Origin of the sequence: Gramella sp. KN1008, assembly GCF_004332155.1 — a bacterium.
Classification (GTDB): domain Bacteria; phylum Bacteroidota; class Bacteroidia; order Flavobacteriales; family Flavobacteriaceae; genus Christiangramia.
This window is the reverse complement of sequence record NZ_SJDV01000013.1, coordinates 19926-34719: the sequence shown is the minus strand read 5'-3', so window position 1 is coordinate 34719 and position 14794 is coordinate 19926. Positions and strand designations below refer to the sequence as shown.

Annotated in this window: 18 protein-coding genes; 11 read left to right on the top strand and 7 right to left on the bottom strand. The window is 39.8% G+C overall.

Annotated features, from left to right (window positions below; all coding sequences use genetic code 11):
• The first annotated feature begins 134 nt into the window (after nt 1-134).
• From EZJ28_RS15310 to EZJ28_RS15295, 4 genes are read left to right on the top strand one after another with little or no spacing between them, the layout of a single operon-like run.
• On the top strand, nt 135-695 hold the full coding sequence (locus EZJ28_RS15310) for an RNA polymerase sigma factor (RefSeq protein WP_131399466.1): 561 nt from the start codon (nt 135-137) through the stop codon (nt 693-695).
• Nucleotides 685-1245 carry a DUF4179 domain-containing protein gene (locus tag EZJ28_RS15305; protein ID WP_131399464.1) on the top strand — a complete coding sequence of 187 codons (561 nt, stop codon included), beginning with the start codon at nt 685-687 and terminating at the stop codon, nt 1243-1245. The genes EZJ28_RS15310 and EZJ28_RS15305 overlap by 11 nt, the downstream gene beginning before the upstream one ends.
• The gene (locus EZJ28_RS15300; protein WP_131399462.1) at nt 1226-2353 is read left to right on the top strand and encodes a hypothetical protein; all 1128 of its coding nucleotides are present in this window, start codon (nt 1226-1228) and stop codon (nt 2351-2353) included. The genes EZJ28_RS15305 and EZJ28_RS15300 overlap by 20 nt, the downstream gene beginning before the upstream one ends.
• 25 nt (nt 2354-2378) lie before the next feature.
• Complete coding sequence (locus EZJ28_RS15295; RefSeq protein ID WP_131399460.1) at nt 2379-3104, top strand: head GIN domain-containing protein; 726 nt, start codon at nt 2379-2381, stop codon at nt 3102-3104.
• Between the two features lie 46 nt (nt 3105-3150).
• Here the strand turns inward: EZJ28_RS15295 and EZJ28_RS15290 are convergent, their stop codons facing one another.
• Together EZJ28_RS15290 and EZJ28_RS15285 are read right to left on the bottom strand one after the other, a co-directional pair.
• On the bottom strand, nt 3151-4476 hold the full coding sequence (locus tag EZJ28_RS15290; RefSeq protein ID WP_131399458.1) for an MFS transporter: 1326 nt from the start codon (nt 4474-4476) through the stop codon (nt 3151-3153).
• A gap of 67 nt (nt 4477-4543) precedes the next feature.
• On the bottom strand, nt 4544-5374 hold the full coding sequence (locus tag EZJ28_RS15285) for a M48 family metallopeptidase (RefSeq protein ID WP_131399456.1): 831 nt from the start codon (nt 5372-5374) through the stop codon (nt 4544-4546).
• A 190-nt stretch (nt 5375-5564) separates the two neighbouring features.
• Between EZJ28_RS15285 and EZJ28_RS15280 the strand changes: the two genes are divergently transcribed.
• From EZJ28_RS15280 to lpdA, 5 genes are all read left to right on the top strand, one after another.
• Nucleotides 5565-6443 carry an alpha/beta fold hydrolase gene (locus EZJ28_RS15280; protein ID WP_131399454.1) on the top strand — a complete coding sequence of 293 codons (879 nt, stop codon included), beginning with the start codon at nt 5565-5567 and terminating at the stop codon, nt 6441-6443.
• A 19-nt stretch (nt 6444-6462) separates the two neighbouring features.
• A complete protein-coding gene (gene msrB, locus EZJ28_RS15275) occupies nt 6463-6951 on the top strand; it encodes a peptide-methionine (R)-S-oxide reductase MsrB (protein ID WP_131399452.1) in 489 nt (162 codons plus the stop codon).
• A gap of 1 nt (nt 6952) precedes the next feature.
• On the top strand, nt 6953-7345 hold the full coding sequence (gene msrB, locus EZJ28_RS15270) for a peptide-methionine (R)-S-oxide reductase MsrB (protein ID WP_131399450.1): 393 nt from the start codon (nt 6953-6955) through the stop codon (nt 7343-7345).
• A gap of 15 nt (nt 7346-7360) precedes the next feature.
• Nucleotides 7361-7921, top strand: a complete 561-nt coding sequence (locus EZJ28_RS15265; protein WP_207388477.1) for a collagen-like protein — start codon at nt 7361-7363, stop codon at nt 7919-7921.
• A gap of 139 nt (nt 7922-8060) precedes the next feature.
• On the top strand, nt 8061-9452 hold the full coding sequence (gene lpdA / locus EZJ28_RS15260) for a dihydrolipoyl dehydrogenase (RefSeq protein ID WP_131399447.1): 1392 nt from the start codon (nt 8061-8063) through the stop codon (nt 9450-9452).
• A gap of 103 nt (nt 9453-9555) precedes the next feature.
• Here lpdA and EZJ28_RS15255 read toward each other — a convergent pair whose 3' ends face one another.
• The 5 genes from EZJ28_RS15255 to EZJ28_RS15235 all read right to left on the bottom strand — a co-directional run bounded on the left by EZJ28_RS15255 (nt 9556) and on the right by EZJ28_RS15235 (nt 12689).
• Nucleotides 9556-10248, bottom strand: coding sequence for a diphthine--ammonia ligase (locus EZJ28_RS15255; RefSeq protein WP_131399445.1), 693 nt, complete (start codon nt 10246-10248; stop codon nt 9556-9558).
• Nucleotides 10245-10670 carry a type II 3-dehydroquinate dehydratase gene (gene aroQ / locus EZJ28_RS15250; protein WP_131399443.1) on the bottom strand — a complete coding sequence of 142 codons (426 nt, stop codon included), beginning with the start codon at nt 10668-10670 and terminating at the stop codon, nt 10245-10247. Before aroQ ends, EZJ28_RS15255 begins: the two co-directional genes overlap by 4 nt.
• A gap of 72 nt (nt 10671-10742) precedes the next feature.
• A complete protein-coding gene (locus tag EZJ28_RS15245; protein WP_131399441.1) occupies nt 10743-11357 on the bottom strand; it encodes a porin family protein in 615 nt (204 codons plus the stop codon).
• A gap of 142 nt (nt 11358-11499) precedes the next feature.
• Nucleotides 11500-11973, bottom strand: a complete 474-nt coding sequence (locus EZJ28_RS15240; RefSeq protein WP_131399439.1) for a hypothetical protein — start codon at nt 11971-11973, stop codon at nt 11500-11502.
• A 122-nt stretch (nt 11974-12095) separates the two neighbouring features.
• Complete coding sequence (locus EZJ28_RS15235) at nt 12096-12689, bottom strand: porin family protein (RefSeq protein WP_131399436.1); 594 nt, start codon at nt 12687-12689, stop codon at nt 12096-12098.
• A gap of 113 nt (nt 12690-12802) precedes the next feature.
• Here EZJ28_RS15235 and xerD point away from each other — a divergent pair, with 113 nt between their 5' ends.
• Together xerD and EZJ28_RS15225 are read left to right on the top strand one after the other, a co-directional pair.
• Nucleotides 12803-13699: a site-specific tyrosine recombinase XerD gene (gene xerD / locus EZJ28_RS15230; RefSeq protein ID WP_131399434.1), complete on the top strand. Its 897-nt coding sequence runs from the start codon at nt 12803-12805 to the stop codon at nt 13697-13699.
• A 76-nt stretch (nt 13700-13775) separates the two neighbouring features.
• The gene (locus tag EZJ28_RS15225; protein ID WP_131399432.1) at nt 13776-14726 is read left to right on the top strand and encodes an aldo/keto reductase; all 951 of its coding nucleotides are present in this window, start codon (nt 13776-13778) and stop codon (nt 14724-14726) included.
• Nucleotides 14727-14794 lie beyond the last annotated feature (68 nt).

Sequence of the window (14794 nt, the reverse complement as noted above, 5' to 3'; positions counted from 1 at the left end):
AGAGCTTTCAGTATTATTTTAGATTTCCTAATTCCAAATATTCAATTCCCATGCCACGCTTTTCAGAAAAAAATTCTATAAAAGTGTAACAAATACAAATCAACTCCATCTTTATAACAGAAACCAAGTATTAATTGACACCAACCATCACACATATTAATGACCTGGTAGAACGTTGCCGTCATGGTGACCAGCGTGCTCAAATGGAAATTTATGATCGTTATTACAAAGCTATGTATAACACTGCTTACAGGATAACCGGTCATTCAGCTGAAGCCGAAGACATTATGCAGGAAGCTTTCCTGAGTGCTTTCACCAAAATTGAAAGTTTTCAAGGTACCTCAACCTTCGGAGCCTGGTTAAAACGAATAGTAGTGAACGAAAGTCTCACTGCCTATAAAAAGATCGCAAAACTGGGAGAAGTAAGCTATAATGACGAATTAAAGAATGAAACCGATAGCGGTGGAATTGCTCTGGAAGATTACGATCAGAACAACAAGAAAGTACGTATGATCCTTAACCAGATAAAGTCTCTTAAGGAAAATTACCGACTGGGACTCACTTTACATCTGATAGAAGGATACGACTACGAGGAAATTTGTGAAATAATGAATATTTCTTACGCTAATTGCCGTACGATGATTTCAAGGGCAAAGGAGAGTTTAAGAAAAAAATTGGAGCATCATGAAAAATAATGACTTTGACGAACTTTTTGAAGGTTTGAACTTCGATATCGAAGAACCTCATTCAGGGCATAAGGAACGCTTTCTGAAAAAGCTGGAGCAAAGATCAACGGCTTCACAAAAGAAAGGAAAAGTTCGAAGGCTATGGGCACCCCTTATGGGAGTAGCTGCGAGTTTCCTTCTGGCTTTCTTTCTGCTGGGAGAATTCGTGATCGCTCCGGGTGCGGCCAAAAATGCAGACCTGGCCAGTATTTCCCCGGAAATGAAGCAAACCCAGGAATTCTACACCAGCATGATCAATAAAGAATTGAATGCGATTAATGCTGAGAAGACTCCCGAAACTGAAGCCATTATCAACGATGCTATGCTCCAGATGGAGAAACTGGAAAAAGAATACCAGGAACTTAGAAAAGACCTGAGAAACAGTGGTAAAGACAACAGAGTTATTCACGCCATGATCCAGAATTTCCAGCAACGAATAGATCTTTTAAGCAATGTTTTGACCCAAATCGAAAATATTAAAACACTAAAGAACCAAAATCATGAAAACAATATTATCTAGTATCCTAATCTTCGCTGTGCTGGCCCCCGGGCTTCCATATTTCGATGCGAAAACAGTAAACACCGCTGTAATAGAAAAAGAATGGAACGATCTTGATGGCAAACACACCAGAGAGAAAAAGATCAAAAAGGAATTTAATGTAAGTGCTAATTCCAACCTTAATATCAATAATAGTTACGGGAATATAGACATCACCACCTGGGATCAGAACCGTGTGGTTATAGAAGTAATTATTAAAACCAACGGCAACGATGAAGAGAAAGTAGAAGAGAAACTTGAAGAGATCAATGTAGATTTCAATCAGACCTCTTCAGGAGTTAGCGCCAAAACCCTATTTTCAAAAGAGAACAAATCCTGGTGGAAAAACCTATTCGATGGCTTTGATAATGTAAACATGGAGGTAAACTACATTGTGAGAGCTCCTGAAGGGAATAACCTGGACATCAATAACGATTACGGTGGAATTTATGTGGATAAGACCACAGGTAATACAAAGATTAATTGTGACTACGGAAAGATTGATGTTGGAGAACTTAGAGGAAAATCAAATTACCTTAATTTTGACTATACCCGAAACAGCCGTATTGAGTATGTCACCAACGCCGAAATCAATGCCGACTATTCCGATTATGAAATTGGAGAGGCTGAAGAGCTGATGATAAATGCCGATTATACAAAATCGCGTATCCAGAAGGTCGCTAAACTGGAATTTAATTGTGACTACGGAAGCGTTGAAATAGACAAGGTAAAGATGCTTAAAGGAGATGGCGATTATCTAACCACGAAGATCAACAGAGTTTTCACTTCAGCCGATCTTAACCTGGATTACGGTTCCCTTTCTATAGAAAAAGTGATCAAAGGCGCTCGTAGCGTGAATATAGATACAGATTATGCCGGAGTGAAAATTGGTTATGATAATGAAATGAGCTTCCAGTTCGATGTGAAGACCTCTTTTGGTAGCATCAACGGCCTTGAGGGTCTTGAAGTGCAGAAAAGAAAACAGGAGAATACCAGCAACAGTGTAGCAGGATATTACGGATCTTCCAGTGATGGTGCCAGGTTCAGCATCAGTACCAGCTACGGAAGCGTTAAATTCAATAAACAATAATCATCAATCAGATAAATATTTAATCATGAAAAAATCAATCTTATTCTTAGCCGCCTTTCTAATGGTTTTATCCACTGCCAACGCTCAATGGTGGAGTTCAGAAAAAATAAAAGGAAACGGTGAAATGGTCACCAAAACCAGGTCTACTGGTTCATATGACGGAATTCAACTCGTAGGCTCCATGAATGTGGAACTGGTGGCAGGCAATGAAGGAAATATAAAAGTAGAGGCTGAAAGCAACCTTCAGGAATATATACTTACTGAAGTTAAAAATGGCACGTTAAAGATCTCCACAGAAAAAGGAGTGAATCTTAACCCTACTGAAGATATTAAAATCACCGTTCCATTTGAAAGCCTTGAAGAAGTTGCCCTTACAGGATCTGGCGATATCTGGAATAAAGATGTTATAAAAGCCTCGTCGTTAAAGGTACAGGTAACTGGTTCGGGAGATATAATGCTGAACCTTGATGTAAAAGATCTGCAAGGGAAAATCACCGGTTCAGGAGATATAAAGCTTAAAGGAAAAAGTGAAAACTTCGAATGCAACGTAACCGGAAGTGGAGATTTTGAAGCTTTCGATCTAGCTGCTACTCACGTTGAAGCAGCGGTATCCGGATCTGGCGACATACAGGTAAATGCCAGACAATCACTTACTGCCAGGGTTTCGGGATCTGGCGATATTCAGTATAAAGGAAATCCTGACAAACAGGATTTCAAGACCTTCGGTTCGGGAAGCGTTGAATCTTTCTGATGTAGGTTAATAGTTAAACGGAGCCACGCCCTAAGCGTGGCTTTTTTTATTCTTTAATCCTTCCCTTTGGAACTCTCATTAACAGGATGACCCCAGCAATAAAAAAAACAACAAGAAACAATACTGAATTCCTGATACTACCTGTTAGCTGAGCCACCAATCCATATAAAAACATTCCTATTACAATACCGATCTTTTCTGAAACATCATAGAAACTGAAGTAACTGGCTGTATCTATCGTATCAGCAGGAAGCATTTTGGAGTAGGTAGATCTTGAGAGGGACTGTATGCCTCCCATCACTAATCCTACCGATGCGGCAGCAACATAAAACTGGACCGGTGTAGTAATAAAATAGGCATATCCGCATATGGCTATCCAAATAAGATTAATAAGAATGAGTATTTTTATATTTCCAAATTTAATGGCCAGGCGTGAGGTTAGGGTTGCACCCGCTATTGCCACCAGCTGTATAAGAAGAATGCTAACTATCAATCCGGTTGTGCTATCCTGGTCTCCCCAATCCAGTTCTTCGATCCCGAAATAAGTAGCAACCAGCATTATAGTTTGTACGGCCATACTGTAGACAAAAAAAGCAACCAGGTAACGTTTCAGGATTTCATTATGTTTCAGGGCTTTCCAGATCTTTTTCAGTTCCCTAAAACCATTGAAAAGAATATTTCTGGTAAGACCCGATCTTTTATTGCCTTTAGGTAAATAATAATAGGTATACTGGCTAAAACCAATCCACCATATTCCTGTCAATACAAAAGAGAGCCGGGTTGGAAAACCTTCATTTTCAAATCCAAACCATTCATATTTCAATATCATTATTAGACAAAGCACCAGCAAAATTACACTACCTATGTACCCCATAGCGAAACCCTGAGCACTGGCCTTATCCTGCTGTTCAGGATATGCAATATCTGGTAGGTAAGAGTTATAAAAGACCAGACTGGCCCAAAATCCAATAAGCGCGAAGAAGTAACATAATAATCCAAACCACAGTGTTTCAAGATCGAACCAGAAAAGCCCAATACACGAGATGCCACCCAGGTAACAGAAGAATTTCAGGAAATTTTTCTTATTCCCAACATAATCTGCAATACCGGACAGGAAAGGACTTAAAATGCTAACCACCAGAAAGGCGGCGGCAGTAATGTAACTTATTAAAGCATCATTGTTAAAATCGTAACCAAGAAAGTGTACCGTATCGTCAAGAATTTGCCCATTTTCTGACTTTACAATGGTGAGGGCTCCGTAAAAGATCGGAAATATGGCAGAACTTATAACCAGGCTGTATACCGAGTTAGCCCAATCGTAAAAAGCCCATGCTTTTATTAGCTTTTTACTTCCTTTTGGCAGATGCTTCATGCCCTAAAAATAGAAAAAGCCGCTGAATACAGCGGCTCTTCATTTTTATTTTTCTATTAACCAGGCTCTAGAAACTAGTCACTCCATATTTCTTGGCTTCGGCTTTCGCCTGCGGAGCCCATTTTTCAAGGTTGTTTATTCTCGTTTGAGTTGAAGGGTGAGTACTTAGAAATTCCGGCGGAGCCTGTCCTCCACTTTCATCTCTCATCCTTCGCCATAGATCTGCCGCCTCATCCGGATCATACCCGGCTATAGCCATAAGAGTAAGTCCAATTCTATCGGCTTCAGATTCATGGCTTCGGCTAAATGGCAACATTACTCCTACCGTGGTTCCAAGACCATAAGCCTGGGCAAAGATCTGCTGAGTCTGTTCGCTCTTTCCGCTTAAAGCAATACTACCTGCTACACCACCTAATTGCTGTAGCTGAGCAGCACTAATCCTTTGTGCACCATGATCGGCAAGGGCGTGAGCCACCTCGTGGGCCATAACCACAGCAACACCATCTTCACCTGCTCCACCTCCTTTGGCGATAGGCATTATACCTGTAAAGAACACCACTTTACCTCCGGGCATAGCAAAAGCGTTAACCGCTTCATCATCAACCAGGTTGAATTCCCATTTAAAATCATTAAGGAACCCCTGGTATCCATTCGCATTAAGATACCTTTCGGCGGCGGTTACGATCTTATCTCCGGTTCTTTTAACCATTGCCGCATCAGCAGTTCCTCTTACCACGTCATTCTCTTTCAGGAACTGATCATACTGAGCAAAAGAGGCCGGAAATAACTGATCATTACTTACAAAATTCAGGTTTTTCTCACCCGTAAACGGATTGGTCTTACATGCTACTATCAACAGCAAGACACTTAGTCCTATAAAAGTCTTTTTGAGCTTCATAATAATTGGTTTTAGTTACTTAAAAGTACGAAAGCTTGTAACTGCCTCTTTTCTGTTTAAGTATGATTTAACAGTTAGTAAGTATCCAAAAACAATACCATTGTCGATATTCGCAGGTATAGAAAGACATCAGAGCCACTTCATTTTTTTTTAAATTTGAAACCGCTTAAACAGGCCGAATTCTTAAAATATGACTAAAGAAATCAAAGATAAATTACCGGTTCAGCAAATACTGGTTCCGGACTATATCCTTAAAATCTCAAGAATTCTCACAAAAATTTCTCCTTTTCTGGCCAGCCGTTTCGCCGCCAGGTTATTCTTAACTCCTTTTCGATACAAATTGCCGGAACGGGAACGAGAAATGTTCGAACATTCTGAGATCACAAAAGAACATGTTCCCTCTATTAATCGTGAAATAGTAGTTTATAATTATGGTGAAAATGAAAAGAAAGTTCTTTTAGTACACGGCTGGAGCGGCCGTGGTACCCAACTTTCAAAAATCGCTCTGGATCTCAGGAAAAATGGCTATTCTACCGTGAGCTTTGATGCCCCTGCTCACGGAGAGGCTCCTGGCAAAATAAGCATGATGCCATTTTTTATCAAATCCATTCATTATCTGGAGGAAAAATACGGGCCCTTTGAAGCGGTCATAGGCCACTCCCTTGGGGGTATGTCTTCATTAAGAGCTATCAAAGATGGTCTGCAAACTCAGAAACTGGTCATTATAGGTACGGCAAACAGCGTTACAAAAATCACGAAGGATTTTGCTGAAAATATGAATATGAACCGGGAAGTAGCAAAGAGAATGAAGGAGTATCTCGACTCAAAATTCGGTCAGGATATGGACGATTATTCAGGTGCTATTTCGGCCAGAGATGTAAAAGTCCATACACTGATAATCCATGATGAACAGGATGTAGACGTAAGCGTTAAGGATGCCTACGAAATTCACGATTCTCTTGAGAATTGCCAGATATTAGTTACAAATGGACTCGGACATCGCAGAATTCTGGGAAATCCGGAGGTAATTAACAAAATCACAACTTTTATCACGGCACAATCTTTGTAATTTTAACCAAAAGATTGCTATGAAAAGGTTATTGTTATTAAGTCTTCTCTCCGTTTTTCTTCTGAGTTGTAATGGAAATGCCCAAAAAAATAAAGGCGAAGAAGCCGAGGAGTTTGAAATTTCCAAATCTGAAGAAGAATGGAAAAAAGAGCTAACCCCTGCAGAATTTGCCGTGCTACGAAAAGGCGGAACCGAAAGAGCTTTTACCAGTGAACTCAATAATATTAAAGAACCAGGAACCTTCGTTTGTGCCGCCTGCGGCAATGAATTATACAAAACCAGATATAAGTTTGATAGCGGCACCGGATGGCCCAGTTTTGACCGGGCTATTGAAGGTGGTGTAGCGTATGGCAGCGATACCAAGCTGGGATACCAGCGAGACGAAGTTCACTGCGCAAGATGTGGTGGTCATCTGGGTCATGTATTTAACGATGGGCCCAAAGAAACAACCGGAAAAAGACATTGTATAAACGGAGTGGCTATGGACTTTATTCCAGAAAAAGAATAATATGAAAAAATATAAAGTAGAAAAGACCGAAGAAGAATGGAAAGAACAGCTTTCTGATGAGCAATACCATATTCTTCGGGAAAAAGGTACTGAGGCTCCTCATTCGGGAAAGTATAACCTGCACTTTGAAAAGGGCGAGTATAAATGTGCCGCCTGTGGAGAAAAGCTCTTTGAGAGTAACGCCAAATTTGAAAGTGGTTGCGGGTGGCCCAGTTTTGATGATGCTATAGAAGGAAAAATAGAATATGTACAGGACCGAAGTTATGGAATGATGCGTACCGAAATACTTTGTGTGAACTGCGGAAGCCATCTTGGCCACGTTTTTGATGACGGTCCTACAGATACCGGCCAGCGCTACTGCGTTAACTCTGCCAGTATTGAATTTAATAAATAACTTAACTTAACAATTATGAAGAAAATATTATCATTATTAGTATTAGCCAGCATTTTTTTAGTTTCATGTGAAGGCGACCCGGGACCTCCTGGTGCGGATGGGCTAGATGGTCTGGATGCTCCCCTCCCTACAATTTTTGAGGTAGAGTCCGATTTGGAATATTTTTCAGAAGGCAATCTTTGGTCTACTGGACTTATCAATTTCTCAGAATTTAGCGATGTAGAGGTATTTGAAACCGATGTAGTTCTAATATATCGCCTCAATTATGTTGACGAGCTCGAAGATGGAAGTGAAATTGACGAATGGAGTTTGTTGCCTCAAAACTTTTTTACAGAAAATGGGACTATTCAATACGTATACAACCATACCTTTATAGATACTGAAATTTTTATTGATGGAAATTATGATCTGATTGGGCTGGATAATTCGTATACTCAAAACCAGATTTTCAGGGTAGCCATTATTCCTGCAAATTTTTATTCCAGTGCTAATTTCAACGCTGAAAATATTAGTGACTTAATGCAAAGTTTCAGTATTCAGGAACAGGACATTATCCATGTAAATACTCTTCAGTAAAAACAATCAGATAATTGTTACAATGCCTGTCTATTCAGACGGGCTTTTTTTAAGCTCTTATCCGTAGATTCTAACTTTCAGTTTAGGGTTTAATTCCTTAAATTCGCAACTTCGATAACCGATTCAAAATATACCGAATATGAGTAAATATGATATTATAGTTTTAGGTAGTGGCCCGGGCGGATATGTAACGGCCATCAGAGCTTCACAACTGGGTTTTAAGACAGCTATCGTTGAAAAGGAAAACCTTGGAGGTGTATGTCTTAACTGGGGTTGTATTCCAACTAAAGCGCTTCTTAAGAGCGCCGAAGTATTTGACTATCTGAAACATGCCGAAGATTACGGCCTGAAACTGGAAAAAGCTGACAAGGATTTTGGTGCGGTTATAAAGAGAAGCCGGAATGTAGCTGACGGAATGAGCAAAGGAGTTCAGTTCCTGATGAAGAAGAACAAAATAGACGTTATCAACGGTTTCGGTAAACTGAAACAGGGTAAGAAAATTGAGGTTACCGATAAGGACGACAAGAAAAAGGAATATTCTGCAGACCATATCATCGTTGCAACCGGGGCGCGTTCAAGAGAACTGCCAAACCTGAAGCAGGATGGTAAGTCCGTGATAGGATACCGTGAGGCGATGAGCCTTGAAAAACAGCCTAAGAAGATGATCGTGGTTGGTTCTGGCGCAATTGGTGTTGAGTTCGCACATTTTTATAATGCCATGGGAACCGAAGTTACTGTAGTGGAATTTCTTCCAAGCCTCGTGCCACTTGAAGATGAGGATGTTTCCAAACAGTTTGAACGCAGCGTGAAGAAAGCCGGTATAAAGGTAATGACAAACTCTTCTGTAGAAAGCGTTGAAAAATCAGGAAACAAGGTTAAGGCCAAAGTAAAAACCAAAAAGGGAGAAGAAACTCTTGAAGCAGATGTAGTACTTTCTGCGGTAGGGATCAAAACCAATATTGAAAATATAGGTCTTGAGGATCTTGGAATAAAGACCGATAAAGATAAGATCGTGGTTAACGATTTCTATCAGACCAATGTAAAAGGAATTTACGCCATCGGTGACGTGGTACACGGACCTGCTCTGGCGCATGTTGCTTCTGCGGAAGGTATCATTTGCGTAGAAAAGATAAAAGGTATGGACGTACAGCCATTGGACTACGGAAATATCCCCGCTTGTACCTATGCCACTCCTGAGATTGCTTCTGTAGGAATGACCGAAAAACAGGCTAAAGAGGCTGGTTACGATATCAAGGTTGGAAAATTCCCATTCTCTGCCTCAGGCAAGGCTAAGGCTGCAGGAAAGTCTGACGGTTTTGTTAAAGTCATTTTCGATGCAAAATACGGAGAATGGCTAGGTTGCCATATGATAGGAGCCGGTGTTACCGACATGATCGCTGAAGCGGTTCTTGGTAGAAAACTGGAAACCACAGGTCATGAGGTATTAAAAGCGGTTCACCCACACCCTACGATGAGTGAGGCTGTGATGGAAGCCGTAGCAGATGCTTATGATGAAGTAATTCACTTATAGACTTTAGACTATAGACTTTAGAAAAATAGAAAACCCTGGGTTCAAACGAATCCGGGGTTTTTATTTGTCATTTCAACCAGTGGGAGAAATCCAGATTTTCATTTTATTCGGGAAGTAAATCACAATAGCAGAAACGATTATCCCATTTATCAGCTTCAGAATCATAGGTCCTTATATGCTTCTCTCCTATTTTAAAATTCACAGGATTGGTAAAAATCGGTCCGTCGAAAACAAAGGTGTGAAATTCTCCATTTTCACCACAGGGATCGACATTGGCAGGTAAGTCTTTTAGAAATTCATCATCTATAACTCTTCCGCAGAAACTATTCTCCAAGTATTTCGAATTAGTACAGACTACAATTGCTTTAAATCCAAGCTCAATGAATTCCTGCATTAGTTGGGAAGTATCCTTTTTCCAAAGAGGAAAGACAGTTTTAACCCCAATACTATCTAATTGTTTTTCTCGGTATTCCCGTAAGTCTTCAAGAAAAATATCTCCAAAGATGCTATGGGTAAAACCTTCATTTTTAAACTTCATGCACGCATTTTCCATCAGCTTGTTATAGGTATTCAAGGAAGTACCCGTAGAACGGTGAGTGATTTGCAGAGACAATCCGATGCTTTCAACCTGTGCGAGAAGTAAATCTTTTCGAAGACCATGCATGGAAACCCTCTCTTTAGCATCGCTTAGGGTTGTAAAAAGCATCTCCACGCTATATTCATTTCCATTCTGAACATGATATAATGCCATGGCAGAATCCTTCCCGCTACTCCAGTTTAACCAGGCTTTTTTCATTTAGAATGATTCAGAAAACTTTGGATAGCCAGATCGTAACTTTCCAATCCAAAACCGATGATCACGCCTTTGGCAACGGGAGATATAAATGATTTATGCCGGAAGTCTTCCCGGGAAAAAGTATTGGAAATATGAACTTCCACTACGGGAGTATCTATAGCTTTAATCGCGTCACCAATTCCTACAGAGGTATGGGTATAGGCTGCAGCATTAAGAATGATACCCTCAAATTCTTCAGCCGCCCGATGAAGTTTCTCGATTATCTCCCCTTCAATATTAGTCTGATAATAGGAGAGCTCTACGTTTCTGAATTTGAACTGCAGTTCTGAAAAATAATCTTCAAAACTCTTATGGCCATAGGTTTCGGGTTCGCGTTTACCTAGCAGGTTTAAATTGGGGCCGTTGATAATAATAAGTTTCATAAAATAAAGGTATTAAAATTACCGTATAAAAAAAGCGGGAACATTGTCCCGCTTTATATTTATTAGGTTTATTTAAAACATATATCCCACAGATAGTTGAAATACATTGTTTTGGTTACCATCTCCGTCAAATTCGTTTTCCTCATTTATATCTATTATTCCAAGGGTATAGCGGCCATTAAAAAATATACCGGAATTAAGCTTGTAACCCAGACCACCACTAATTCCAAAATCAATATTTTTTACTTCCTCATCTAAATCTATTGTTTCCGACATAGTTTCTCCCTGGAAACTAACCTCATACTCCCCTTCCGAATTAATCAGGAATCCAAGCTGTGGACCTAACTGAAAATTTAAAGCCGGTGTTACATAGTATTTTGCAAGGAGGGGAATATTAATATAATCCAGTTTAATTTTCCCTTTTTCCGTGATGCCACTTTCTGAATATTCTGATTCGGCTCCCTGCATGGAATATAGAAGCTCAGGTTGGATCCCGAATTGTTCTGTGATCATAAATTCTGCTAAAATACCTGCGTGAAACCCAGTTCTTCCGTCAAATTCATCCACATCCTCACCGCCAATGGAAGCAAAATTCACTCCTGCCTTAAAACCGAAATGTGTTGTCTGGGAATGTGCAGAATAGAATACACCGAAGATTACGGCAGTAGCCAAAATTAGTTTTTTCATAATAGTATTATTAATTGGTTAATTGAAGTAATTACATATCAAAGCGCGAACTAACATTGATATAAAAGAGTTTTAGAAAAAATCCCGAGAGATTAAAAAGCGGAAGAAAAACTTCCGCTTTTGAAAAATCAAATGATCGCCTTTATAGCCCGAATTCCACCCCAAGATTTATAGAACTGGCTGTGTCTCCGTCTGTACTTATACCAGAATAAGAAGCTACCAAACCAATGAGACCAAAATCATAACCTACCTGTGGCCTGTAGTAAAAACCACCATCATTACCATCGTCAATTCCCACTGCATAGCCAAGATCGGCACCAAGGAAAAATGCGGTTCCTAAATTTAACCTACCGGAAGCAGCGATTGGTAAGAACTGAGCATTATCATAGACATCGGAGTCTTCAGGAAAAAAGTTTGAATAACCGAGCATAGGCCCTACTGAAAATGTGTTTGCAACACTGAACATGTAAGCCACATCTGCTCCGAACTGGAGATTATAAAAATCTGAAACATCCCCAACAGGAATTCCAAGATTTAAACCGGCTTTAAAGCTACCTTGGCAGTAGGCAGTAAAAGAAGCCATCATCAAAGCTCCAATAATTAACAGCTTTTTCATAATAAATTGATTTTAAGGTTATTAGTAATAATAAATATAATGAAAAAGCCGATCCGTTATTAAAAATAAAAAAGCGCAGGAAAATTCCTGCGCTCTCTTTTTCATAGGTGTTATTTAAAAATTTAGAACTGGAAACCCAATCCTACCTGGATACCATTGTTATTAATGGCATCGTCATCAAAGTCATCACCGTCATAGACATTCGTGAATCCCTGGGTGTATCTTCCATTCAGGAAAAAACCGTTATTGAACTTATAAGAAAGTCCTAAACCACCGCCAAGCTCAAAAGTACTGGCGTAATCAGAATCTGATTCAAAGGATACGGGACCGTCTTCCACATCATATTCTTCCTCAACCTTAAAGTTAAATGATGGACCAGCTTCTATAGCCAAACCATCAACTAAATAGAATTTAGCGATCAGGGGGACCTGAACATAATCAATTTGATATTCTCCTTCCCCTAACCATCCATCGGCCTCGGTTCCCTGAGTAGAGTATAATACCTCCGGTTGTACCGAAAATCGATCACTTACCGGAATTTCAGCCAAAAGACCTAAATGAAAGCCCGTTCTGCTGTTATTATCTTCAAAACCATCAGAACTCATATTGGTGAAGTTCGCACCACCTTTAATACCAAAGTTCCAGTATTCCTGAGCTTTGGCGGTATTACTCAGTCCTAAAATCGCAATAGCAACTAATAAAAATGTCTTTTTCATCACTTTTAGTTTTTTGATTCGGGAACAAATGTAGGTTTCAACTTGTTAAAAAAACGTTACCCAAGCCTAAAGTATTACTAAGACTAACCGGGCTTAATTATTATATTTAACACATGAAATGGCAACATACGCTACAGGATTACAGGCATTATCTAAAGCTTGAACGCGGACTCTCAGCAAATTCCATAGAGAACTACAGCATGGATGTCATCAAACTTATCAACTACCTAAAAGTTAATGAAATTGAGGTTAGCCCGGTAAGGATATCCGATAAGACCATCCAGGAATTTATATATGATGCCTCCAAATCCTTAAATGCCCGCTCTCAGTCAAGACTGATTTCAGGTTTAAGAAGTTTTTTCAGCTATCTGGTATTTGAAGATTACCGAAAAGACAATCCGCTGGACCTAATGGAATCACCTAAAATAGGTAGAAAACTGCCTGATACCATTTCAATTGAAGAAGTAGACATGATTATAGCCGCGATAGACCTATCTAAAAATGAAGGAGAGCGCAACAGGGCCATTATTGAAACCCTGTATGGTTGCGGCCTACGCGTTTCCGAACTCATTGATCTCAGAATATCTGACCTGTATTTTAATGAAGGTTTTATTAAGGTTACGGGAAAAGGAGATAAACAGCGCTTTGTGCCAATTTCAGAATACACCATCAAGTTCATCAATATTTATAAAGACCAGGTAAGAATCCACCAGGATATTAAGCCCGAAGCGACCGACACCTTGTTTTTGAACAGAAGAGGTAATAAACTTACCAGGGCTATGATCTTCACCATTGTGAGACGTCTTACTGAAGCGGCAGGCATAAAGAAAAAGATAAGTCCGCATACTTTTCGACATTCCTTTGCGACCCACCTGCTGAAAAATGGAGCCGATCTTAGGGCCATACAGCAAATGCTGGGACACGAGAGCATCACAACAACCGAAGTATATGTTCATGTGGACAGAACACATTTAAGAAAGGTCATGGAAGATTTTCATCCCCGTAAATAGATATTAAAATTCTGCTAAACCCTTATAATTACTTTATCTCACGTGATCAAATTAGTACCTTCAAAAAAAGTGAATTATGAAGAAACTAAAATTTAAGAACGGAGATACTCTGGATGCGATAGGCCTTGGTACCTGGAAATCTGAAAAAGGAAAGGTAACTGAAGCGGTAAAGATCGCATTGAAAAATGGATATAAACATATAGACTGCGCTGCGGTTTATGGTAATGAAGCGGAAGTTGGCGAGGGCCTTTCCGAAGTTTTCAAAGAAGGAGATGTAAAGCGTAAAGACGTTTGGGTAACTTCTAAATTATGGAACAATGCCCACAAAAAGAAAGACGTGATCCCGGCTTTGAAAAAGACCTTAAAAGATCTGCAGCTCGATTACCTTGACCTTTATCTTATTCACTGGCCGGTAGCATTTAAACCTGAAGTGGATGGTTTTCCCGAATCAGCCGATGAATATCTGTCGCTTGAAGAGGCTCCATTAAGTGAGACCTGGAACGAGATGGTCAAAGCAAAGGAACAGGGATTGGTAAGACATATTGGGGTTTCTAACTTTAGTATTCCTAAATTGAAGGAACTAATGGCTGAAACGAACGATACTCCCGAAATGAATCAGGTGGAATTACATCCCTACCTTCAGCAGAACAAGCTACTGGAATTTTGCAGCAAGAATGGCATAAATGTTACAGCTTACTCTCCACTGGGAAGCGGAGACCGGCCGGACGAGATAAAAGCCAATGATGAACCTTCATTACTGGAAAATCCAGCAATAATGAAAATTGCCAAGAAACATGGTGCCAGCCCGGGACAGATACTTATAAAATGGAGCGAGCAAAGAGGAACGGCGGTTATTCCTAAATCCACCAATGAAGGTCGAATTAAAGACAATCTGAAGAGTGCCGGCTATACACTGGATGAAGAGGATATGAAAGAAATTGCAGGCTTGGATTATAATTTCAGATACGTTACCGGAAAATTCTTCGAACTTGAAGGTAATTCCTATCAGAATATATTTGATGATTAAGATTCAAATGAATCAGAAGCTGAAATAAGTTCAGCCTGACAAAAAAAAGCCCCGCAGTTGCGGGGCTT